At 45.7% G+C, this 22356-nt stretch carries 23 protein-coding genes and 1 other annotated feature; all 23 genes read left to right on the top strand.

The features are described 5' to 3' along the window. Positions 1-8 precede the first annotated feature (8 nt). Entirely contained in the window at positions 9-755 is a 747-nt protein-coding gene (rlmB, locus tag MHH57_RS22330) for a 23S rRNA (guanosine(2251)-2'-O)-methyltransferase RlmB (protein WP_209950198.1), read from the top strand. Positions 756-759: 4 nt separating this feature from the next. Further along, the gene (locus MHH57_RS22325; RefSeq protein WP_007432599.1) at positions 760-1281 is read left to right on the top strand and encodes an NYN domain-containing protein; all 522 of its coding nucleotides are present in this window, start codon (positions 760-762) and stop codon (positions 1279-1281) included. 162 nt (positions 1282-1443) lie between these two features. Beyond that, positions 1444-2088 (top strand): RNA polymerase sporulation sigma factor SigH, encoded by a 645-nt coding sequence (gene sigH / locus MHH57_RS22320; RefSeq protein WP_016324748.1) that lies wholly within the window; start codon positions 1444-1446, stop codon positions 2086-2088. A gap of 335 nt (positions 2089-2423) precedes the next feature. Next, complete coding sequence (gene rpmG, locus MHH57_RS22315) at positions 2424-2573, top strand: 50S ribosomal protein L33 (protein WP_023990562.1); 150 nt, start codon at positions 2424-2426, stop codon at positions 2571-2573. Between the two features lie 20 nt (positions 2574-2593). Then, on the top strand, positions 2594-2785 hold the full coding sequence (gene secE / locus MHH57_RS22310; protein WP_013312170.1) for a preprotein translocase subunit SecE: 192 nt from the start codon (positions 2594-2596) through the stop codon (positions 2783-2785). Positions 2786-2807: 22 nt separating this feature from the next. Further along, positions 2808-3341, top strand: a complete 534-nt coding sequence (nusG, locus tag MHH57_RS22305; protein WP_007432596.1) for a transcription termination/antitermination protein NusG — start codon at positions 2808-2810, stop codon at positions 3339-3341. A gap of 73 nt (positions 3342-3414) precedes the next feature. Beyond that, positions 3415-3840, top strand: a complete 426-nt coding sequence (rplK, locus tag MHH57_RS22300) for a 50S ribosomal protein L11 (protein ID WP_007432595.1) — start codon at positions 3415-3417, stop codon at positions 3838-3840. Between the two features lie 87 nt (positions 3841-3927). Beyond that, entirely contained in the window at positions 3928-4620 is a 693-nt protein-coding gene (gene rplA / locus MHH57_RS22295; RefSeq protein WP_209950199.1) for a 50S ribosomal protein L1, read from the top strand. Between the two features lie 68 nt (positions 4621-4688). After that, positions 4689-4840 (top strand) — a sequence feature (ribosomal protein L10 leader region). A gap of 74 nt (positions 4841-4914) precedes the next feature. Then, complete coding sequence (gene rplJ / locus MHH57_RS22290) at positions 4915-5418, top strand: 50S ribosomal protein L10 (protein ID WP_013312168.1); 504 nt, start codon at positions 4915-4917, stop codon at positions 5416-5418. A gap of 68 nt (positions 5419-5486) precedes the next feature. Then, a complete protein-coding gene (gene rplL, locus MHH57_RS22285; RefSeq protein WP_029514495.1) occupies positions 5487-5852 on the top strand; it encodes a 50S ribosomal protein L7/L12 in 366 nt (121 codons plus the stop codon). A 148-nt stretch (positions 5853-6000) separates the two neighbouring features. Next, positions 6001-6603 (top strand): class I SAM-dependent methyltransferase, encoded by a 603-nt coding sequence (locus MHH57_RS22280; protein WP_029514494.1) that lies wholly within the window; start codon positions 6001-6003, stop codon positions 6601-6603. Between the two features lie 355 nt (positions 6604-6958). Beyond that, positions 6959-10504, top strand: coding sequence for a DNA-directed RNA polymerase subunit beta (gene rpoB, locus MHH57_RS22275; protein ID WP_029514493.1), 3546 nt, complete (start codon positions 6959-6961; stop codon positions 10502-10504). Positions 10505-10644: 140 nt separating this feature from the next. Continuing rightward, on the top strand, positions 10645-14259 hold the full coding sequence (rpoC, locus tag MHH57_RS22270; RefSeq protein WP_029514492.1) for a DNA-directed RNA polymerase subunit beta': 3615 nt from the start codon (positions 10645-10647) through the stop codon (positions 14257-14259). A gap of 218 nt (positions 14260-14477) precedes the next feature. Then, a complete protein-coding gene (locus MHH57_RS22265) occupies positions 14478-14729 on the top strand; it encodes a ribosomal L7Ae/L30e/S12e/Gadd45 family protein (protein ID WP_007432588.1) in 252 nt (83 codons plus the stop codon). A 144-nt stretch (positions 14730-14873) separates the two neighbouring features. Beyond that, positions 14874-15296 (top strand): 30S ribosomal protein S12, encoded by a 423-nt coding sequence (gene rpsL / locus MHH57_RS22260; RefSeq protein WP_007432587.1) that lies wholly within the window; start codon positions 14874-14876, stop codon positions 15294-15296. 50 nt (positions 15297-15346) lie between these two features. After that, complete coding sequence (gene rpsG, locus MHH57_RS22255) at positions 15347-15817, top strand: 30S ribosomal protein S7 (RefSeq protein ID WP_007432586.1); 471 nt, start codon at positions 15347-15349, stop codon at positions 15815-15817. 47 nt (positions 15818-15864) lie between these two features. Next, a complete protein-coding gene (gene fusA / locus MHH57_RS22250) occupies positions 15865-17943 on the top strand; it encodes an elongation factor G (RefSeq protein WP_029514491.1) in 2079 nt (692 codons plus the stop codon). A gap of 94 nt (positions 17944-18037) precedes the next feature. Beyond that, positions 18038-19228 carry an elongation factor Tu gene (gene tuf / locus MHH57_RS22245; protein ID WP_023990558.1) on the top strand — a complete coding sequence of 397 codons (1191 nt, stop codon included), beginning with the start codon at positions 18038-18040 and terminating at the stop codon, positions 19226-19228. Between the two features lie 338 nt (positions 19229-19566). Continuing rightward, positions 19567-19875, top strand: coding sequence for a 30S ribosomal protein S10 (gene rpsJ, locus MHH57_RS22240; RefSeq protein ID WP_005544556.1), 309 nt, complete (start codon positions 19567-19569; stop codon positions 19873-19875). A 32-nt stretch (positions 19876-19907) separates the two neighbouring features. Continuing rightward, a complete protein-coding gene (gene rplC, locus MHH57_RS22235; protein ID WP_013312161.1) occupies positions 19908-20531 on the top strand; it encodes a 50S ribosomal protein L3 in 624 nt (207 codons plus the stop codon). 26 nt (positions 20532-20557) lie between these two features. Next, positions 20558-21181 (top strand): 50S ribosomal protein L4, encoded by a 624-nt coding sequence (gene rplD, locus MHH57_RS22230; protein WP_013312160.1) that lies wholly within the window; start codon positions 20558-20560, stop codon positions 21179-21181. Then, positions 21181-21471, top strand: a complete 291-nt coding sequence (rplW, locus tag MHH57_RS22225; RefSeq protein ID WP_013312159.1) for a 50S ribosomal protein L23 — start codon at positions 21181-21183, stop codon at positions 21469-21471. Before rplD ends, rplW begins: the two co-directional genes overlap by 1 nt. Before the next feature lie 30 nt (positions 21472-21501). Continuing rightward, complete coding sequence (gene rplB, locus MHH57_RS22220; RefSeq protein ID WP_029514490.1) at positions 21502-22332, top strand: 50S ribosomal protein L2; 831 nt, start codon at positions 21502-21504, stop codon at positions 22330-22332. Positions 22333-22356 lie beyond the last annotated feature (24 nt).

Genomic DNA, 22356 nt, shown 5'->3' with positions numbered 1-22356 from the left:
AGCTAGAGATGGAAGAAGAATGGATTGCCGGTAAGCATTCGGTAACGGAGGCATTGCGTTCAGGCAGAACAATAAATAAAATTTGGATTGCGGATAATGCGCAAAAACATTTGACACTGCCGATTACAGCTGAGGCGAGAAAAGCAGGAATTATTGTTTTGCAGGTGGACAAGCGTAAGCTGGATCAAATGGTTCCGGGCATTCAACATCAGGGAGTGGTCGCGCAAGCTGCGCCTTTTGCCTATGTTGAAGTGGAAGAATTGCTCGCAACTGCTCGTGATAAGGGAGAAGAGCCGTTTTTGATTTTGCTGGATGAGATTGAAGACCCTCATAATTTGGGCTCCATCCTTCGTACAGCGGACTGTACTGGAGCGCATGGTGTTATTGTGCCGAAAAGGCGTTCTGCAGCTGTAACTGTAACGGTGTCCAAAACATCGGCAGGTGCTGTGGAGTACGTTCCGGTGGCGCGTGTAAACAATCTGGGACAAACCATTGATCGTCTTAAAGAAGAAGGTGTATGGGTAGTTGGCACGGATGTTACAGCGACAGACTCTGTCTTTGGGAATGGAGTATTCACTGGACCAGTAGCCATTGTCATTGGTAACGAAAATAAAGGTATGGGCCGTTTGATTCGTGAGAAATGCGATGTACTCGTCAAGCTGCCAATGGCGGGGCAAATTAATTCCCTTAATGCTTCTGTAGCTGCAGGTGTTGTCATGTACGAAGTATTGCGCGGACGACAGGCACGGGGCTAACGATATGGCTGACACGCGGGATGTTCTGCTTGTGGACGGTTACAACATGATTGGAGCCTGGCCCGAACTTTCCGCACTGGTACAATCTGGTATGCAGGAAGCGAGGGACAGACTTCTTGAACGACTGGCGGATCATCAGGCGTATTCCGGCAGAAGAGTCATCGTCGTATTTGATGCTTACAGGGTGCCAGGATTAGGTAAAACTTTTGCTCAGAGCAAAGTCCAGATTTATTTTACCAGAGAAAAAGAAACTGCTGATGAGTGCATCGAGCGATTGGTTCGGGAGCTGAGCAGTAAAAGAAGAAGTATTTACGTAGCGACAAGCGATCAGGTAGAGCAACATGTCGCATTTGGACAAGGTGCACTTAGGGTGTCGGCGCGAGAATTACTGATCGAGATTGAGGAATCCGAAAGGGAAGTGCAGAAGCGAATCCAGCAGGATAGTGCTAAATTGTCCCGTAACTCGCTAGATGCCAAACTGAGCCCGGAGCTTCGAAAGTTGTTTGAACGATGGAGAAGAGAATAAACCAATAATTGGACGCCACTCCATTTTGAAACCATTGACAATTTTGTTAGCGCTCTTCTTTTTTAGGTTGTTGTGGTTGACGGTATCAGGTTACATCGCGTATACTTGTCGTATATTTGAGAGAGTAACGGGTACCTTGCGTTGCAGCCGGAGGGATTGTTAGTGAGTGTGGACCTCAAGGATATCATGTTGTCAAAGTTTGATTACAAAAATGATGAAGACATTGTCGGAGCAGTCCATGAAGGTGATGGGGAAGCGCTGGAGTTTCTGATCAACAAATACCGGAACTTTGTGCGGGCCAAGGCCAGATCCTACTTCCTGATTGGTGCTGATCGCGAGGATATTATTCAGGAGGGCATGATTGGTCTCTACAAATCCATTCGTGATTTTAAGGGAGACAAGCTTGCTTCGTTCAAGGCTTTCGCCGAGTTGTGCATTACACGACAGATTATTACGGCAATTAAGACGGCTACACGACAAAAGCACATTCCTCTGAACTCTTACGTGTCTCTGGACAAGCCCATCTATGATGAAGAGTCAGACCGGACGTTGCTCGATGTGATTTGCGGAACACAAGTAAGTGACCCTGAAGAGCTGATCATCAATCAGGAAGAATTTGTGGGCCTTGAGGACAAGATGTCCGAGATTCTGAGCGAACTGGAACGCAAGGTACTTATGTTGTATCTGGACGGACGTTCGTATCAGGAGATTGCAGAGGATCTTGACCGCCATGTGAAATCCATTGATAACGCGCTGCAACGGGTCAAGCGTAAACTTGAAAAGTATCTGGAAGTAAGAGATAGTTGAAAGTAGAGGCTGACAGGGAAAAAGGCTCGAGTCCGAGTCTTTTTTTATTCGTTATAGGTAGGCTATGCAGGTTTATAAGTGTTACAAATGATTTATACTAAAAAAGACGAATAATAGATATCGCCTTGATTTTTGAAGCGGCTTTTCAGAGAACAGTTTAAAAGGATGCACAGATGTTAAAATGCACCACAGTCGGGACTGCGAATTGTATGCAAACATTCGTTGACATGGAAAACCCCGTGTGATAAAGTGTTTTAGGTAGGCCTAAATTCGCGGTTTTTTTTAGGATCAATTATGAGACTTCCGGTGTTGGATGTCTTCGGGAGGTGCACATCATGCGGGTAATTATTACTTTGGCTTGTACAACATGCAAACAAAGAAATTACACAACGACGAAAAACAAGCGTAATCACCCCGACCGCATGGAGATGAAGAAATTCTGTAAGTCCTGTAACGAACAGACTTCTCATCGGGAAACCAGATAGTTTTTGGAGGTGTAGTCGGCGTGAAACGCAGTTTCAAGTCTCTGTTTTCCTTTTTCTCTGAAAGCTGGGCTGAACTCAAGAAGGTTCGCTGGCCCAATCGTAAAGAACTGACCAACTATACGCTGATTGTCATAGGGACAATTGCGTTCGTCACGATTTATTTTTGGGTTCTCGACATCGGCATTTCCGCTGTGATCGAAGCGATTATCTAGGAAGGGTTCCAGGTGGCTTGATATGGAAAAAAGATGGTACGTCGTTCATACCTATTCAGGGTATGAGAACAAAGTCAAAGCCAATTTGGAAAAACGCGTTGAGTCCATGGGCATGGAAGACAAGATATTCCGTGTTCTTGTTCCTATGGAAGAAGAACTGGTAACCAAGGACGGTAAGAAAAAAACCGTTATGCGTAAAGTCTACCCTGGTTATGTCTTAGTCGAAATGGTCCAAACCGACGACTCTTGGTATGTTGTACGCAACACACCAGGTGTTACGGGATTTGTAGGGTCAACAGGCTCGGGTTCCAAACCGACGCCATTGCTTCCAGAAGAAGTTGAACAGATTCTGAAGCATATGGGCATGGTAGAGCCGAAACCGAAGATTGAATTCGATGTTAAGGAATCCGTGCGAATTAAAGTTGGTCCTTTTGCGAATTTTGTGGGCTCCGTGGAAGAAATTTTGGTTGAGAAGAGCAAGCTTAAAGTTCACGTCAACATGTTTGGACGGGAAACCCCGCTTGAGTTGGATTATACTCAAGTGGAGAAAATATAGATTTTTCTTACAGGTTTCTTGTGGGAGGATCGATAGGTCCGTCTACCACTATTGAGTCAAGGAGGTGTCATCCATGGCAAAAAAGGTAATTAAAATGGTAAAACTGCAGATTCCTGCAGGGAAAGCTAATCCAGCGCCTCCAGTAGGTCCAGCTTTGGGTCAAGCAGGTGTCAACATCATGGCATTCTGTAAAGAGTTCAATGCTCGTACTGCTGATCAAGCAGGCCTGATTATTCCGGTTGAAATTTCGGTATTTGAGGATCGTTCTTTTACGTTCATCACCAAAACTCCACCGGCTGCTGTTCTGTTGAAAGTTGCTGCTAAAATCGAAAAAGGTTCCGGTGAACCAAATAAAACGAAAGTTGCAACTGTAAATCGCGCTGCTGTTCGTCAAATTGCAGAGCAAAAAATGCCTGACCTTAACGCAGCTTCCGTAGAATCGGCAATGCGTATGGTTGAAGGTACTGCTCGCAGCATGGGTATCACCATCGTAGATTAATTTTATTAATCTACGTGTGCCGGCAGTTTGACTGTCCGGCAAGTGTGGGAGGAATATCCGCTAATACCACATAAGGAGGAAAACATTATGGCTAAACATGGTAAGAAGTACCTGGAAGCTGCTAAGCTGATTGACAGCGAAGCAACTTACGAGCCTTTAGAAGCCGTTGAACTGGTGAAAAAGGCTGCGACTGCTAAATTCGACGAAACCGTTGAAGCTGCAGTTCGTCTGGGCGTAGATTCCCGTAAACAAGACCAGGCTGTTCGTGGTGTTGTTGTCCTGCCGCATGGTACGGGTAAAACACAACGCGTTCTGGTATTTGCAAAAGGTGACAAAATGAAAGAAGCGGAAGCTGCTGGCGCTGATTTTGTTGGCGATCAAGATATGATCAACAAAATCCAACAAGGCTGGTTTGAATTCGACGTCTGCGTTGCGACACCTGATATGATGAGTGAGGTTGGTAAACTGGGTCGTTTGCTCGGTGGTAAAGGTTTGATGCCTAACCCTAAAGCAGGCACAGTTACTTTCGACGTTGCCAAGGCTGTTCAAGAAATTAAAGCCGGTAAAATCGAATACCGTCTCGACAAAGCCGGTCAAATTCATGCACCAATCGGCAAAGCTTCCTTCAGTGCTGAACAGCTGAACGAGAACCTTAAAGCCTTGGTTGAAGCCTTGAACCGTGCGAAGCCAGCGGCTGCTAAAGGTGTATACCTGAAAAACATCGCTATTTCTTCGACTATGGGACCAAGTGCACGTGTGAACGCATCTGTTTACAGATAATATTTTGATTGACATGTTCAATCAAAATTGTTATTCTATAAAAGTTGTGAGTCCTTGTGACTGACCATTAAAGTTGAATATGCTTACCGTAGACAGTAGGTGCCTTAGGGCTTAATTTCCTACCGAGGTGTTATGATAGAACGTTTCATGTGACGGGCTTGTCCCGTCCATGTAGATTTATCAAGCCTTCGTACTCTACGGAGGCTTTTTTCATGCTTATGAAAGCAAGCTTTGTGAGATCACCAGATCGGGTGCTTCGAACAAAGCGGATAAATTGATCAGGAGGTGTACAGTTTGGCAAATGCAAAGGTGATTCAAGCAAAACAAGAAGCTGTTGAAGTTGTAGCTGCGAAATTGCGTGAGAGCGTAACGACTGTGGTTGCAGACTATCGCGGTCTGAATGTTGCCCAAGTAACTGAGCTGCGTAAGCAGCTTCGCGAAGCCGGAATCGAATTTCAAGTGCTGAAAAACACACTGCTCCGCCGTGCAACTGCGGCAGCAGAATTGACTGAACTGGACGCAGTATTGACAGGTCCTACTGCAATCGCGTTCGGCAAAGATGATGCAGTGTCTGCAGCTAAAATCTTGAACGATTTCGCTAAGAAGAACAATGCACTGGAACTGAAAGGTGCAGTTGTAGAAGGTCGCGTTATCGGTGTTGAGGAAATCAAAGCACTGGCAGAACTGCCATCCCGCGAAGGTCTCCTTTCCATGCTCCTCAGCGTGCTTCAAGCTCCTGTGCGCAACTTCGCGCTTGCAGTTAAAGCTGTTGCAGAAAAAGAAGAGCAAAGCGCATAAGTTAGGGATTAAACCTGCTGTATAGCAGTTGAGAACAAAAAAATACGAATTTAAATGGAGGTTCAACCATGAGTAAAGAGCAAATCTTGGAAGCAATTAAAGGTATGTCCGTATTGGAACTGAACGATCTCGTGAAAGCAATCGAAGAAGAATTCGGCGTAACTGCAGCAGCTCCAGTAGCTGTAGCAGGTGGCGCAGCAGGTGGCGCAGCTGAAGCTGAGCAATCCGAGTTCGACGTAATCTTGACAAGCGCTGGCGGTTCCAAAATCAACGTTATCAAAGCAGTTCGCGAAATCACAGGTCTTGGCCTGAAAGAAGCAAAAGAACTGGTTGACAACGCTCCAAAACCACTGAAAGAAAAAATCGCTAAAGAAGAAGCTGAATCCATTAAAGCAAAATTGGAAGAAGCAGGCGCTTCTGTAGAAGTGAAATAATTGACTGCTTTCTAGCAGACAATGAACTAAAACAAACCCCTTGAGGTGATCTTCAAGGGGTTTGTTGCTGTAAAACGGTAGTGCCAGCATGTCTGAAAGGTAATTGTAAAGGCTATGATGGTAGTACAACCGAAAGAGGTGGGCATGAATGGCTGATCATTACTACTCCAAGCGGCCAGAGACGGCGCATGAAAGACGGAGCCTGGAAACAGTGCTGCGGGGGCGGTCATACCGTTTTGTCAGCGATTCAGGCGTTTTTTCGAAGCAGGGCATTGATTATGGGAGTCGCGTGCTGATTGAAGCGATGCAGCTTCCTGCACAAGCCTCGGTATTAGATGTAGGATGCGGTTACGGGCCGATTGGTTTGGCGGCAGCCGCGCTTGTCCCAGAAGGACACGTCACAATGGTTGATATTAATGAGCGAGCCGTTCAACTAGCGATAGAGAATGCGGAACGTAATGGGGTTAAGAATGTCACCGTTAAGCAAAGCGATTTGTTTGCGGAAGTGAAGAATGAACGTTTTGACGTAATTTTGACGAATCCTCCTATACGTGCAGGAAAAGAAACAGTGCATACCATTTTTGAACTTGCTTATGAGCATTTAAATGAGGGTGGAACTTTGTGGGTAGTCATTCAGAAAAAGCAGGGGGCCCCTTCGGCGAGTGCTAAGATAGAGAGTCTTTTCGGTCATGTGGAGGAAGTTACAAAGGATAAAGGCTATCGAATTTTGAAGGCCAAAAAAAGTTTTTAAGAAAATGCAATAGGACCATTGACTTGAATCCTGGTCTGTGATATCATTATAAAATGTCAGTATTAGGATGCCCTCCATGGCTTTAGTTTGTTGAAATGTCAATAGATTTATGCGTAGTAGGTATAGTATTTATCGCTATTACGTATAATACAACCATTTTGGGCAAATCTACAAGTGATGAAGATCTTCCGGTAAGAGGATTCTGCAGATACGTTGCTCTTTTTTCGAATGCATTCGAGTAAGGGCTTTTCTGTATTTGTAAGATTGAATCTTCTGTATGTGTCTTATTATAAGGTCACAAACAGAGGTTCGCAATGTATTTTTAAAGTGAGTAGACATGAGGGGTGAGTTTAAGTTGGCAGGACATCTTGTTCAATATGGTCGACGCACTCGGCGCAGTTATGCACGTATTAATGAGGTACTCGAGGTTCCGAACCTGATTGAGATCCAACAAAAATCCTATGATTGGTTTTTGGAGGAAGGATTACGGGAAATGTTTCGGGATATTTCACCAATTCAAGATTTCACTGGAAATCTGATTTTGGAGTTTATCGACTATTCTCTCGGAGAACCCAAATATACCGTTGACGACGCAAAGGAACGCGACGTTACGTATGCAGCACCGCTTCGGGTAAAAGTCCGGCTTATTAATAAAGAGACCGGGGAAGTGAAAGAGCAGGAAGTATTCATGGGAGACTTCCCGCTGATGACTGAAACGGGTACGTTTATTATTAACGGTGCGGAACGGGTTATTGTCAGCCAGTTGGTTCGCTCTCCCAGCGTCTATTTCAGCACAAAAGTCGACAAGAATGCGAAAACAACATACACCGCAACGGTAATTCCTAACCGGGGGGCTTGGCTCGAACTGGAGATGGATGCGAAGGATATTATCTATGTCCGGATTGACCGTACCCGTAAAATTCCGGTTACGGTGTTGCTGCGTGCACTTGGCTTTGGCACTGATGCTGAGATTCTGGATTTGCTCGGCAATGACGAATATATCCGCAACACACTTGATAAAGACAATACGGATTCCACGGAGAAAGCGCTGATTGAAATTTATGAGCGTCTTCGCCCGGGTGAGCCACCTACACTGGATAACGCAAAGAGCTTGCTTGTTGCACGCTTCTTTGATCCAAAACGTTATGATCTGGCCAACGTAGGCCGTTACAAAATCAATAAAAAGCTTCACATCAAAAACCGTCTGTTCAATCAACGTCTTGCTGAGACATTGATTGATACAACAACTGGTGAAATTATCGCTGAAGCAGGACAAATGGTGGATCGTCGCCTGTTGGACGAGATTTTGGCCCAACTGGAGGAATCAGTAGGACACCGCACGTATCATGTTGCTAGCGGCGTGCTGGAAAGCAATGATATTCCACTTCAAACGATTGATGTATTCTCGCCAATTGAGGACGGTAAAGTAGTAAAACTGATTGCTAACGGAAATATTGATAAATCGGTTAAGAATATTACGCCTGCCGATATTATTTCCTCCATCAGTTATTTTATTAACTTGCTTCACGGTATCGGAAGTACGGACGATATTGACCATTTGGGTAACCGTCGTTTACGTTCTGTAGGTGAGTTGCTCCAAAACCAGTTCCGTATCGGTTTATCCCGTATGGAACGCGTGGTGCGTGAAAGAATGTCGATTCAGGATGCTAATGTAATTACGCCACAAGCGTTGATTAACATACGTCCAGTAATTGCTTCGATTAAAGAGTTTTTTGGTAGCTCGCAGCTGTCACAGTTTATGGATCAGACAAACCCGCTTGCTGAATTAACGCACAAACGTCGTCTGTCCGCACTCGGACCCGGCGGTTTGACGCGTGAACGCGCAGGCATGGAAGTGCGTGACGTCCATCCAAGTCACTACGGCCGTATGTGTCCTATCGAGACACCAGAGGGACCAAACATTGGTTTGATCAACTCTTTGTCCACATTTGCACGTATCAACGAGTACGGATTTATCGAAGCTCCTTATCGTTGGGTAGATCCGAAAACCGGAAAAGTTACAGACCAGATTGATTACCTGACTGCTGATGAAGAAGATAACTACATCGTAGCTCAGGCGAACGCGGAATTGACGGAGGAAAACACCTTTAAGGATGAGGTCGTCATTGTCCGTTATAACAAACAGTCTGATAACATTATTCCAATGGCTAGTAGCCGTGTCGATTACATGGACGTATCACCTAAACAGGTCGTATCAGTTGCGACAGCACTGATTCCGTTTCTGGAGAATGATGACTCTAACCGCGCATTGATGGGTTCCAACATGCAACGTCAGGCTGTCCCACTTTTGATTCCAAAGTCTCCATTGGTCGGAACAGGAATGGAGCACAAGTCTGCAAAAGATTCTGGTGTTTGCATTGTATCCAAATACAACGGAGTTATCGAACGCTCTTCGGCTAACGAAATTTGGTTGCGTCGTATCGAAACTGTAGATGGTGCTGAAGTGAAGGGCGACATTGTTAAGTATAAATTACACAAATTCATGCGATCTAACCAAGGAACTTGCATTAACCAACGTCCGATTGTGAACAGAGGAGATATTGTCAAAGTTGGCGATATTCTTGCGGATGGTCCATCTACAGAGATGGGTGAGTTGGCGTTGGGACGTAACGTTGTCGTTGCCTTCATGACTTGGGAAGGTTACAACTACGAGGATGCGATCCTGCTGAGTGAGAAACTGGTCAAGGAGGATGTATACACCTCGATCCATATTGAGGAATACGAATCCGAGGCTCGTGACACGAAACTTGGACCTGAAGAAATCACTCGTGACATTCCAAATGTCGGTGAAGAGGCGCTTCGCAACTTGGATGAGCGTGGAATCATTCGTATTGGTGCCGAAATCGGTGCAGGTGACATTCTTGTTGGTAAAGTTACACCTAAAGGTGTGACTGAATTGACAGCTGAAGAACGTCTCTTACACGCAATCTTTGGTGAGAAGGCACGCGAGGTTCGCGATACTTCTTTGAGAGTTCCTCACGGAACAGATGGGATTGTTGTAGATGTAAAGGTGTTTACACGTGAAAATGGCGATGAACTGCCACCAGGTGTAAATCAGTTGGTTCGTGTATATATTGCTCAAAAACGTAAAATCTCCGAAGGCGATAAAATGGCTGGACGTCACGGTAACAAGGGTGTCGTTGCCCGTATTTTGCCTGAAGAAGATATGCCGTTCCTGCCGGATGGCACACCAGTACAGGTCGTTCTGAACCCGCTGGGGGTACCTTCACGGATGAACATCGGACAGGTGCTTGAAGTCCATCTGGGTATGGCTGCAATGCGTCTTGGTATTCATGTGGCAACTCCAGTATTCGATGGTGCCAAGGAGTATGACGTGTTCGATACAATGGAAGAGGCAGGCATGCAGCGTAATGGTAAGACTGTGTTGTATGACGGACGTACGGGTGATCGTTTTGAACGTGAAGTTACTGTCGGTGTCATGCACATGATCAAACTGGCGCACATGGTCGATGATAAAATCCATGCTCGTTCTACAGGTCCTTACTCTCTCGTTACGCAGCAACCATTGGGTGGTAAAGCTCAATTCGGTGGACAGCGCTTCGGGGAGATGGAAGTATGGGCATTGGAAGCCTACGGCGCGGCGTACACGCTTCAGGAAATTTTGACTGTGAAATCCGATGATGTGGTTGGACGTGTTAAAACTTACGAATCCATTGTCAAAGGTGAAAATGTACCTGAACCGGGTGTTCCAGAATCATTTAAGGTCTTGATCAAAGAGCTGCAAAGCTTGGGTATGGACGTGAAGATTCTGTCTGAAGACGAACAAGAGATCGAAATGAGAGAGCTTGATGATGAGGATGACACAAGCGGCGATAAGCTGAGTTTGAATCTGGAAGGCTCTGAGGTTGGCGTAGAGTAGTTTGACTGCTAACTGACTCATATCAGCTTTGTTATATACCTTGATCCATTCTAGGATGGATCAGGTTTCTTGATACCGCCCGGTGCTGCTGGGCGGTATCAAACCTAAAAACTCAGGATTTGGTTAAGGAGGGTTGCTCCTTGTTGGACGTTAACAATTTCGAATATATGAAAATCGGGCTTGCTTCCCCCGAAAAGATTCGTTCTTGGTCCCGCGGAGAAGTCAAAAAACCGGAGACGATTAACTATCGTACGCTTAAACCGGAAAAAGAAGGACTATTTTGCGAGAAAATTTTCGGACCTACGAAAGACTGGGAATGTCATTGCGGTAAGTACAAACGTGTACGCTATAAAGGTGTTGTCTGTGACCGTTGTGGAGTAGAAGTTACTCGCGCTAAGGTTCGCCGTGAGCGTATGGGCCATATTGAGTTGGCTGCTCCTGTATCGCACATTTGGTACTTCAAAGGCATTCCAAGTCGTATGGGTCTTGCTCTTGATATGTCTCCAAGATCTCTGGAAGAGATCATTTACTTCGCATCTTATGTTGTAACCGATCCAGGAGATACGCCTTTGGAGAAAAAACAACTCCTGTCCGAAAAAGAATACCGTAGCTACCGTGAGAAATACGGCTATGGCTTCCAGGCAGGTATGGGTGCTGAAGCGGTTAAAAAGCTTCTTCAAGATTTGGATATAGACAAAGAGTTAGAATTTTTGAAAGAAGAGCTGCGTACAGCTCAAGGACAACGTCGTAACCGTGCGATCAAACGCCTTGAAGTTATTGAGGCCTTCCGTAACTCAGGCAACCAACCGGATTGGATGATCATGGACGTACTTCCTGTTATTCCTCCTGAGCTTCGTCCAATGGTACAGTTGGATGGTGGTCGTTTCGCTACCTCTGACCTTAACGACTTGTATCGTCGTGTTATTAACCGTAATAACCGTCTGAAACGTCTGTTAGATCTAGGTGCGCCAGATATTATCGTACAAAATGAAAAACGGATGTTGCAGGAAGCTGTTGACGCTTTGATTGATAATGGTCGTCGTGGTCGTCCTGTTACAGGTCCAGGTAACCGTCCTTTGAAATCCCTCAGCCACATGCTGAAAGGTAAACAAGGACGTTTCCGTCAAAACTTGCTCGGAAAACGTGTTGACTACTCTGGTCGTTCCGTTATCGTTGTAGGTCCGTACTTGAAAATGTATCAATGCGGTTTGCCAAAAGAAATGGCGTTGGAACTGTTCAAACCTTTTGTTATGAAAGAACTGGTGAACAAAGGTTTGGCGCACAATATCAAGAGCGCGAAACGTAAAGTAGAGCGTGTGAGTGCAGAAGTATGGGATGTGCTGGAAGAAGTAATCAAGGAGCATCCGGTTCTTCTGAACCGTGCCCCTACGTTGCATAGACTCGGTATCCAGGCGTTCGAACCGATTTTGGTTGAAGGTCGTGCGATTCGTCTGCATCCGCTCGTATGTACTGCATATAATGCCGACTTTGACGGTGACCAAATGGCTGTTCACGTTCCGTTGTCTGCGGAAGCCCAAGCTGAAGCTCGTTTGCTTATGCTAGCATCCGGCAACATTTTGAATCCGAAAGACGGCAAGCCAGTTGTTACACCTTCCCAGGATATGGTTCTTGGTTCTTTCTATCTGACTATGGATAACAAAGAAGAAGAAGGAAGTAATATGATCCTTCGCAACATGAATGAAGCTATATCGGCTTACCAACGTGGTACAGCTGGACTTCATGCTCGTGTAGCTATTCCGGTTAAAGCTTTGAATAAAACGAGCTTTACGGAAAAACAACAGGAAGCGATGTTGATCACAACGGTTGGTAAAATTATCTTTAATGAAATTTTCCCGGCAAGCTTCCCGTACATCAATGATGCTACCCGTGCGAACCTGCTTTATGGTACTGCGGAGGAGTTCTTTGTTTACGAGAAGGGTGTAAATCTTACAGAAGCCATTCAAAACGCTCCGCAAGCTAGCGGGGTAGGCAAGGATTACCTTGGTAATATCATTGCCCGTTGTTTTGAGACTTACCATACAACAGAAACAGCTGTAATTCTGGATAAAATCAAGCAGCTTGGCTTTACGTATTCCACTCGTGCAGGGGTAACGGTTGCTGTATCGGACGTAATCGTGCCGGTGGAAAAACAAGAGATTCTTAAGGGATCCGAAGACAAAGCGCAAGTTGTAACGAATCAGTACCGTCGTGGTCTGATTACGAATGAAGAACGCTATGACCGGATTATCGATATTTGGTCTAAAGCGAAAGATGATATTACTGAAGTATTGATGAAGTCCATGGATCGCTACAACTCCATCATGATGATGGTGGACTCCAAAGCGCGGGGTAACAAATCACAGATTACTCAGCTCGGCGGTATGCGTGGTCTGATGGCGAATCCATCCGGACGTATTATCGAACTCCCAATCAAATCAAACTTCCGTGAAGGTCTGACAGTACTCGAGTACTTCATCTCCACTCACGGAGCGCGTAAAGGTTTGGCGGATACTGCCCTTCGTACGGCTGACTCGGGTTACCTGACTCGTCGTCTCGTAGATGTCGCACAGGATGTTATCGTGCGTGAAGAAGACTGCGGAACGGATAAAGGCTTCACAGTAAGTCGTATCCAGGATGGTAAAGAAGTAATTGAAGATCTCTATGACCGTCTGGAAGGTCGCTATTGCTTTGAAACGGTACGTCATCCTGAGACTGGCGAGATTTTGGCTAGACGTAACGAATTGATTGACTCCGACAAAGCTGAAGCGATTGTTAAAGCTGGCGTACACAAAGTTCAAATACGTTCTGTATTAAGTTGCCGTGCTAAACATGGCGTCTGCAAGAAATGTTACGGTCGCAATCTGGCGACTGGTAAACACGTTGAGATTGGTGAAGCAGTTGGTATCATCGCTGCACAATCCATCGGTGAGCCGGGAACACAGCTTACTATGCGTACGTTCCACACAGGCGGCGTAGCGGGTGACGATATTACACAAGGTTTGCCTCGTATCCAGGAGCTTTTTGAAGCGCGTAATCCTAAAGGTCAGGCAACGATTAGTGAAATTGACGGTACAGTTAAAGAAGTTCGTGAAGGTAAAGACCGCCGTGAGATCGACATTCAGGGTGAAGCTGAAACGAAAACATACTCAGTAACGTATGGTTCCCGCCTGCGCGTAAGCGAAGGTATGACTGTTGAAGCTGGGGACGAACTGACGGATGGTTCAATTGATCCTAAAGAAATGCTGCGTATTAAAGGTATTCGCGGGGTACAGAACTATATCCTTCAGGAAGTTCAACGCGTATACCGGAACCAGGGCGTAGAAATCAACGACAAGCACGTAGAAGTTATGATTCGTCAAATGTTGCGTAAAATCCGTATCATTGATGCGGGCGACACAATCTTACTTCCAGGCTCCTTTGTTGATGTCCATGAGTATGAAAATGCGAACAAGATAGCGATTCTCAGCGGCCAAGAACCAGCGGTAGCTAAGCCAGTACTGCTCGGTATTACCAAGGCATCTCTGGAAACTGACTCCTTCTTGTCAGCAGCATCCTTCCAGGAAACTACTCGTGTCCTGACTGATGCAGCTATTAAAGGCAAGGTTGATCAGCTGCTTGGACTGAAAGAGAACGTAATTATTGGTAAATTGATTCCTGCGGGAACAGGCATGAACCGTTACCGTAGCGTGAAATTTGCCCAGCCGGAAGAGGGGCAGTCTCCATCTGAGGAGCTCGAACCAATTTCGGCAGAGTAATACAAAAATAGTATGATTACCGGAACACCGCTGACATAAGCTTTGTATAAAAGCTGCAGTAGACGGTGCTCCGGTGCTTTTTTCAAAAATGAATCGTGTTATTCTGTTTAAATGAATTATGGTTTATATTTGTCTTGACATTACTTATAGTCAATGCTAATATAGCAAAGGTGCGTGAGCAGCCTATATGCTATTGGGTCTTTTCGGAGGAATGAGATATGTCTAAAGAACAGGGACTGCAAGATGCTCATGTCAAAATCGGTACCAAACAAACCATTCGTATGGTAGAATTGGGCTTTGCCTCAGAAGTATATGTGGCAGAAGACGCAGATCAGCGTCTCACTTCCAACATCATTGCTTTGTGCAACAAGCAAGGAGTCAAAGTGACTCTCGTAGACACAATGAAAAATCTCGGAGCTGCATGTGGGATTGAAGTGGGAGCCGCAATGGCTGCTATCGTAAAACAATAGGGTAAGGAACGTTTTTGTCTAAGGAATCGTTATTCTTGGCGGCAAAGACTTTTCATTTGTTCTTTTATGAACCGCCTGGGTCTGTGGGCTTAGATAAGGTTTGTAAAGTAACAGCAAAAATTGAGGAAGGGGGTGGCAACCAACATGCCAACTATTAACCAACTGGTTCGTAAAGGACGTCAAGCCAAAATCGAGAAATCGAAATCACCGGCTTTGCAAAAAGGTTTTAATGCCTTGAAACGTGAAGCTACCGACATCAGTGCCCCGCAAAAACGCGGAGTGTGCACTCGTGTAGGTACTATGACTCCGAAAAAACCAAACTCCGCACTTCGTAAATATGCTCGTGTTCGCTTGACGAACCGTGTAGAGGTGACTGCTTACATTCCAGGTATTGGACATAACCTTCAAGAACACAGCGTAGTGCTGATTCGCGGCGGTCGTGTAAAAGACCTTCCGGGTGTGCGTTACCATATCGTTCGCGGTGCTTTGGATACTGCAGGCGTAAACAACCGCATGCAAGCTCGTTCCAAATACGGCGCAAAACGCCCTAAAGCTAAAAAATCCTAATGAATATAAACCGCGTATGTCGGTTTAACATGTAAGAAAGGGGGATATCCATGCCACGCAAAGGTCCAGTTACCAAAAGAGACGTGTTGCCAGATCCGGTATACAACAGCAAGTTGGTTACCCGCTTGATCAATCGCATCATGCTCGACGGAAAACGAGGCGTTGCTCAAAGCATTCTGTACAATGCGTTCAAGCTTATCCAAGAACGTACGGGGAATGACCCGATGGAAGTTTTTGAAGCAGCTATCAAGAATATCATGCCAGTCCTGGAAGTTAAAGCACGCCGTGTCGGCGGTGCCAACTACCAAGTACCAATCGAGGTAAAACCAGAAAGACGTACGTCCCTGGGATTACGTTGGCTCGTAAACTACTCCCGCAACCGCGGTGAGAAAACCATGGAAGAGCGTTTGGCGGCTGAAATTATCGATGCTTCCAACAACACAGGCGCTTCCGTGAAAAAACGTGAAGACACGCACAAAATGGCTGAAGCGAACAAAGCGTTTGCTCACTATCGTTGGTAGGATTCAGCTCAAAAAAATAACTTCAATTTTGAAGGGAGACCCATTTCATGGCAAGAGAGTTCTCCTTGAAAAATACACGTAATATCGGGATCATGGCTCATATTGACGCGGGTAAAACCACAACAACAGAGCGGATCTTGTTCTACACAGGCCGTACGCACAAAATCGGTGAAGTTCACGAAGGCGCTGCGACAATGGACTGGATGGAACAAGAACAAGAGCGCGGAATCACGATTACTTCCGCTGCGACGACCGCTGCCTGGAAAGGTCATCGCGTCAATATCATCGACACCCCGGGGCACGTTGACTTCACTGTTGAAGTTGAACGTTCCCTTCGTGTATTGGACGGAGCAGTTGGTGTTTTCAGTGCGAAAGAAGGCGTTGAGCCTCAGTCCGAAACCGTATGGAGACAGGCTGATCGCTACGGCGTTCCACGGATCGCATATGTAAACAAAATGGATATCATTGGTGCCGACTTCCTGAATGTTGTCTCTGACATGCGTGATCGCCTTCAAGCGAACGCAGTTGCGATTCAATTGCCAATCGGCGCAGAAAATGATTTTACTGGTATTATCGATATCGTTGAACAAAAAGCTCATATGTACAAAGATGATCTTGGTCAAGATATCGAAGAAGTAGAAGTTCCTGCGGAATTCAAAGATCAAGTTGAAGAACTTCGTAATGAATTGATCGAGAAGGTTGCTGAACTGGACGAAGAATTGACAATGAAATACCTGGAAGGCGAAGAAATTTCGGTTGCCGAAATTAAAGCCGCTCTCCGTAAAGGTGTTGTAGAAGTTAAAATCTTCCCAGTTATCTGTGGATCTTCTTACCGCAATAAAGGTGTTCAGCTGATGTTGGATGCTGTTCTCGACTATCTGCCGGCTCCTATTGATGTGCCAAGTATTCAAGGGCATTTGGAAGACGGTACGGAAGTTGAACGTCACTCTTCCGATGAAGAGCCATTCTCCGCATTGGCATTCAAAATCATGACGGATCCTTACGTTGGTAAGTTGACATTCTTCCGCGTATACTCCGGTGTTCTTCAATCCGGTTCTTACGTATTGAATGCAACAAAAGGTAAACGCGAACGTATCGGACGTATTCTTCAAATGCATGCGAACAGTCGTCAAGAAATCACTGTAGTTTACTCTGGTGATATTGCGGCTGCCGTAGGTTTGAAAGATACAGGTACAGGTGATACACTGTGTGATGAGAAGAGTCCTGTTATTCTCGAGTCCATGAACTTCCCTGATCCGGTTATCGAAATCGCGGTTGAGCCTAAAACCAAAGCTGACCAAGATAAAATGTCTGTAGCTCTCGGTAAGTTGACTGAAGAGGATCCGACTCTTCGCGCTCATACTAACGAAGAAACAGGTCAAACCATCTTGGCGGGTATGGGTGAGCTTCACTTGGACATCATCATTGACCGTATGCGTCGTGAGTTCAAGGTAGAAACAAATGTGGGTAAACCACAGGTTGCTTACCGTGAAACGTTCCGTGCTCCAGCACGTGTCGAAGGTAAATTCGTTCGTCAGTCCGGTGGTCGTGGTCAATATGGTCACGTATGGGTTGAGTTCGAACCGCTTGAGCCAGGTACTGGTAGTCAATTCGAAAGTAAGGTAGTCGGCGGCTCTGTTCCTAGAGAGTACATCGCTCCTGCTCTTGCTGGTATTGAGGAACAAATGAAAAACGGCGTTATCGCAGGCTTCCCGCTTGTGGACGTTAAAGCTACAATCGTGGACGGATCATACCATGATGTCGATTCCAATGAAATGGCATTTAAAATTGCCGGATCAATGGCGCTGAAAGCAGCGAAAGACAAATGTAAACCAGTATTGCTCGAGCCGATTATGAAAGTTGAAGTAACGGTTCCTGAGGAATATATGGGTGACGTAATGGGTATGTTGAACTCCCGTCGTGGTCGGATTGAAGGTATGGATTCCCGCAGTGGAGCTCAAATCATTCGTGCGAAGGTGCCTTTGTCCGAAATGTTCGGATACTCGACTACACTTCGCTCCGGTACACAAGGACGCGGTGTGTTCTCCATGGAACTTTCTCATTATGAAGAAGTTCCGAAGAGCATTGCTGAAGAGATCGTTGCCAAAACCAAAGGCGGCGAGTAATACAATGTATCAGCTGACCGGTATGCTCTGGGTTTTACCAAAAGGGCATCCGGCAGCCTAAAATAATACAAGTTATTGAGGAGGAATTGTTCAAATGGCAAAGGCTAAGTTTGAGCGTAACAAACCGCACGTTAATATCGGTACTATTGGTCACGTCGATCATGGTAAAACTACTTTGACTGCTGCAATCACAACTGTATTGTCCAAAACTTACGGTGGTGCTGCTGTAGCATTCGATCAAATCGATAAAGCTCCAGAAGAGCGCGAACGCGGTATCACAATCTCCACTGCACACGTGGAGTATGAAACACCTAACCGTCACTATGCACACGTTGACTGCCCAGGTCACGCCGACTATGTTAAAAACATGATCACTGGCGCTGCACAAATGGACGGAGCGATTCTGGTTGTATCCGCAGCTGACGGCCCAATGCCGCAAACTCGCGAGCACATCCTGTTGTCCCGCCAAGTTGGTGTTCCTTATATCGTTGTATTCTTGAACAAATGCGACATGGTTGAAGACGAAGAGTTGCTGGAATTGGTTGAAATGGAAGTTCGCGACTTGCTGAGCGAGTATGACTTCCCAGGCGACGACACTCCAATCACTCGTGGTTCCGCTCGTGAAGCACTGCAAAACCCAGATGGCGACTGGGCTAAGAAAATCGTTGAAATGTTCGAAACAATCGACACTTACATCCCAACTCCAGAACGCGACACTGACAAGCCTTTCCTTATGCCTGTCGAGGACGTATTCTCCATCACTGGTCGTGGTACAGTTGCTACAGGCCGTGTAGAGCGTGGTACAGTTAAAGTGGGCGACGAAATCGAAATCATCGGTATTCAAGAAGAATCCCGTAAATCCGTAGTAACAGGCGTAGAAATGTTCCGTAAATTGCTTGATTCCGCTCAAGCTGGTGACAACATCGGCGCACTGCTTCGTGGTGTAGATCGTGCACAAATCGAGCGCGGCCAAGTATTGGCTAAACCAGGTTCTGTTAACCCACATACAGAATTTTCTGCTCAAATCTACGTTTTGACTAAAGAAGAAGGCGGACGTCACAAACCTTTCTTCACTGGTTACCGTCCACAGTTCTACTTCCGTACAACTGACGTAACTGGAATCATTACTTTGCCAGAAGGTTCCGAAATGGTAATGCCTGGTGATAACATCACGGTTACTGTTCAACTGATCAACCCGATCGCTATCGAAGAAGGAACTAAGTTCTCTATTCGTGAAGGCGGACGTACAGTTGGCGCTGGTGCCGTAGCAACAATCTCCAAATAAGAAGGCTTTTGCCTTTAAATAGAGCAACAGTGTACTGGAACGAGTAACGTTGTATTGGAACGAAGCTTAACGAGCCCCTGCCCTGGTGCGGGGGCTTTTCTCTTGAAAAAATCGCGAGCTGCGAGCACAATTGTATCTTTTGAAAATAAGATGCATTGTTTTTTCGTTTTTGCTTGCAATAGGCAGAACTATTCGATATAATAACTAATGTTGTTTGTGACTGTGCGATGATGTGAGAGGTTACTGACACACCCGGCCCCTTTGCCATGGGAGGGCTGTCGGAAAATTTTCACGGAGTATGTCCGATACCAAATTGGGCGATAGAAGGAGGGACTAAAATGGCAAAGCAAAAAATTCGTATCCGTTTGAAAGCTTACGATCATAGAATTCTTGATCAATCCGCTGAGAAAATTGTTGAAACAGCAAAACGTTCGGGCGCAGGTGTATCCGGGCCAATTCCGCTGCCAACTGAAAAACAAATCATTACTATTCTCCGTGCGGTACACAAGTACAAGGATTCCCGGGAGCAGTTCGAAATGCGCACACACAAGCGTTTGATCGACATTGTTAACCCGACTCCACAAACTGTGGATGCCTTGATGCGCTTGGACCTGCCGTCCGGTGTAGATATCGAAATTAAATTGTAATATGTAATTAGGAAAAGAAATGAGGTGTCAACATGAAAGGTATCTTAGGAAAAAAACTCGGAATGACTCAAGTGTTTACCCCTGAAGGTAACGTACTTGCTGTTACGGTTATCGAAGCAGGTCCTTGTGTTGTTCTGCAAAAGAAAGATCTGGAAAACGATGGATACGAAGCTATCCAACTCGGTTTCTCTGATAAAAAAGAAAAAAGATCCAACAAACCTGAAGCAGGACATGCGAAAAAAGCAAATACTGCACCTAAGCGCTACGTTCGTGAACTTCGTGGCATCGACCTTGCTGCGTACGAGGTTGGCCAAGAACTGAAGGCTGATGTCTTCACAGAAGGCGAGTTCGTTGACGTAACAGGTATTTCTAAAGGTAAAGGTTTTGCCGGCGTTATCAAACGTTGGGGACAAAGCCGCGGACCAATGGCACACGGCTCGCGTTACCACAGAGGTCCAGGTTCTATGGGTTCCATTCAAGCTAACCGCGTTCCTAAAGGTAAACACCTGCCAGGACACATGGGGCATGAAACGGTAACTATCCAACGTCTTGAAGTTGTTAAGATCGATACAGAACGTAATGTGTTGCTCGTGAAAGGTTCCATTCCAGGACCTAAAAATAGCTTCGTTAAAGTATTAGAAACGGTGAAAAAATAAACAACTGAAGAAAGGAGGAACACGAAATGCCAAAAGTAGCACTATTTAATATTAGCGGCAGCCAAGTTGGTGAAATTGAATTGAACGACGCAGTGTTCGGTATCGAGCCGAATAAGCACGTTCTTCATGACGCTGTTGTTATGCAATTGGCTTCCCTGCGTCAAGGTACTCACAAAGTAAAAGGACGTTCTGAAGTACGTGGTGGCGGACGTAAACCTTGGAAACAAAAAGGTACTGGCCGCGCTCGTCAAGGTTCGATCCGTGCACCGCAATGGGTTGGTGGCGGTACTGTATTTGGACCGACTCCACGCAGCTATGCATACAAATTGCCTAAGAAAGTTCGTCGTCTGGCGATCAAATCGGCGTTGTCATCCAAAGTGATTGAGAATGAAATTATCGTATTGGACGCTCTTACACTGAACGGACCTAAAACGAAAGAATTCGCAGCCATTTTGAATAACCTTAAAGCTGATCGTAAAGCATTGATCGTAGCTCCTAGCTATGATGATAATGTAGCACTGTCCGCTCGTAATATTCCTGGTGTGAAGTTTGTAGCCGCAGATGGCATTAATGTTCTTGATGTGCTCGGACACGACAAACTGATCATTACGAAGGAAGCAGTTCAGAAGGTAGAGGAGGTGCTCGCGTAATGAAGGATCCTCGTGATATTATCAAACGTCCGGTTATCACCGAACGTACGGCTGGTATGATGAATGACTTGAAATACGTTTTCGAGGTTGACATTCGTTCTAACAAAGTCGAAGTTAAAAAAGCAATCGAAGCCATTTTTAACGTGAAAGTAAGTAACGTAAACACGCTTCGTGTTCCTGCAAAACCAAAACGCTACGGACGTCATTCCGGCTATACGAGCGAGTGGAAGAAAGCGTTCGTAACGCTGAGCAAAGACAGTAAGCCGCTTGAGTTTTTTGAAACGGTATAATTGAAACTGTAAAGTAAGGAGGGAAACTCAGTGCCAATTAAAAAGTATAAACCAACGTCCCCGGCCAGACGTGCTATGTCTGTATCTACTTTCGAGGAGATTACAACTAATCAGCCCGAGAAATCGTTGCTGGCACCTCTGAGCAAGCAAGCTGGACGCAATAACCAAGGTAAAATTACGGTTCGTCATCATGGCGGCGGACACAAACGTAAGTACCGTATTATTGACTTCAAACGTAACAAAGATGGAATACCGGGCCGCGTTGCTACGATCGAATATGATCCAAACCGTACGTCCAACATCGCACTTATCCACTATGTGGATGGTGAAAAACGTTACATCATCGCTCCTAAAGGTCTGAAAGTAGGAGACGAAGTGGTATCCGGTGCAGGTTCCGATATTAAAATCGGTAACTCTTTGCCATTGGAAAACATTCCAGTAGGTACGGTTATCCACAACATCGAATTGAAACCGGGTAAAGGTGGCCAACTCGTTCGTGCCGCTGGTACGGAAGCCCAACTTCTTGGTAAAGAAGAAAAGTATGTTACAATTCGTTTGACTTCTGGTGAAGTTCGCCGCATTCTGAAAGTTTGCCGCGCGACAATCGGTTCTGTAGGTAACGAAGACCATGAACTGGTGAAAATCGGTAAAGCTGGTCGTAGTCGCTGGTTGGGACAACGTCCTGAAGTTCGCGGTGTTGTAATGAACCCTAACGATCACCCACACGGTGGTGGTGAAGGTCGCGCTCCAATCGGACGTAAATCTCCAATGTCTCCATGGGGTAAACCAACCCTTGGTTACAAGACACGTAAAAAAGGTAAAGCATCTGATAAGTACATCGTTCGTCGTCGTACTAAGTAATAAAACGTGCGCATAAGTCGCACG

This window comes from Paenibacillus sp. FSL H7-0442 (genome assembly GCF_038593105.1).
GTDB classification, from domain to species: Bacteria; Bacillota; Bacilli; order Paenibacillales; family Paenibacillaceae; genus Paenibacillus; species Paenibacillus polymyxa_D.
The sequence above is the reverse complement of the archived record's forward strand: the minus strand, read 5'-3'. Positions and strand labels throughout refer to the sequence as shown.

Excerpts from the sequence above, each read along its gene's own strand:
- rlmB (WP_209950198.1), top strand. The coding sequence starts at position 9 with ATGGAAGAAGAATGGATTGCCGGTAAGCATTCGGTAACGGAGGCATTG.
- rpsG (WP_007432586.1), top strand. The coding sequence starts at position 15,347 with ATGCCACGCAAAGGTCCAGTTACCAAAAGAGACGTGTTGCCAGATCCG.
- rpsL (WP_007432587.1), top strand. The coding sequence starts at position 14,874 with ATGCCAACTATTAACCAACTGGTTCGTAAAGGACGTCAAGCCAAAATC.
- tuf (WP_023990558.1), top strand. The coding sequence starts at position 18,038 with ATGGCAAAGGCTAAGTTTGAGCGTAACAAACCGCACGTTAATATCGGT.
- rplK (WP_007432595.1), top strand. The coding sequence starts at position 3,415 with ATGGCAAAAAAGGTAATTAAAATGGTAAAACTGCAGATTCCTGCAGGG.
- MHH57_RS22265 (WP_007432588.1), top strand. The coding sequence starts at position 14,478 with ATGTCTAAAGAACAGGGACTGCAAGATGCTCATGTCAAAATCGGTACC.
- rplC (WP_013312161.1), top strand. The coding sequence starts at position 19,908 with ATGAAAGGTATCTTAGGAAAAAAACTCGGAATGACTCAAGTGTTTACC.
- rplL (WP_029514495.1), top strand. The coding sequence starts at position 5,487 with ATGAGTAAAGAGCAAATCTTGGAAGCAATTAAAGGTATGTCCGTATTG.
- fusA (WP_029514491.1), top strand. The coding sequence starts at position 15,865 with ATGGCAAGAGAGTTCTCCTTGAAAAATACACGTAATATCGGGATCATG.
- rpmG (WP_023990562.1), top strand. The coding sequence starts at position 2,424 with ATGCGGGTAATTATTACTTTGGCTTGTACAACATGCAAACAAAGAAAT.
- rplA (WP_209950199.1), top strand. The coding sequence starts at position 3,928 with ATGGCTAAACATGGTAAGAAGTACCTGGAAGCTGCTAAGCTGATTGAC.
- MHH57_RS22280 (WP_029514494.1), top strand. The coding sequence starts at position 6,001 with ATGGCTGATCATTACTACTCCAAGCGGCCAGAGACGGCGCATGAAAGA.
- MHH57_RS22325 (WP_007432599.1), top strand. The coding sequence starts at position 760 with ATGGCTGACACGCGGGATGTTCTGCTTGTGGACGGTTACAACATGATT.
- rplW (WP_013312159.1), top strand. The coding sequence starts at position 21,181 with ATGAAGGATCCTCGTGATATTATCAAACGTCCGGTTATCACCGAACGT.
- rpsJ (WP_005544556.1), top strand. The coding sequence starts at position 19,567 with ATGGCAAAGCAAAAAATTCGTATCCGTTTGAAAGCTTACGATCATAGA.
- nusG (WP_007432596.1), top strand. The coding sequence starts at position 2,808 with ATGGAAAAAAGATGGTACGTCGTTCATACCTATTCAGGGTATGAGAAC.
- rplD (WP_013312160.1), top strand. The coding sequence starts at position 20,558 with ATGCCAAAAGTAGCACTATTTAATATTAGCGGCAGCCAAGTTGGTGAA.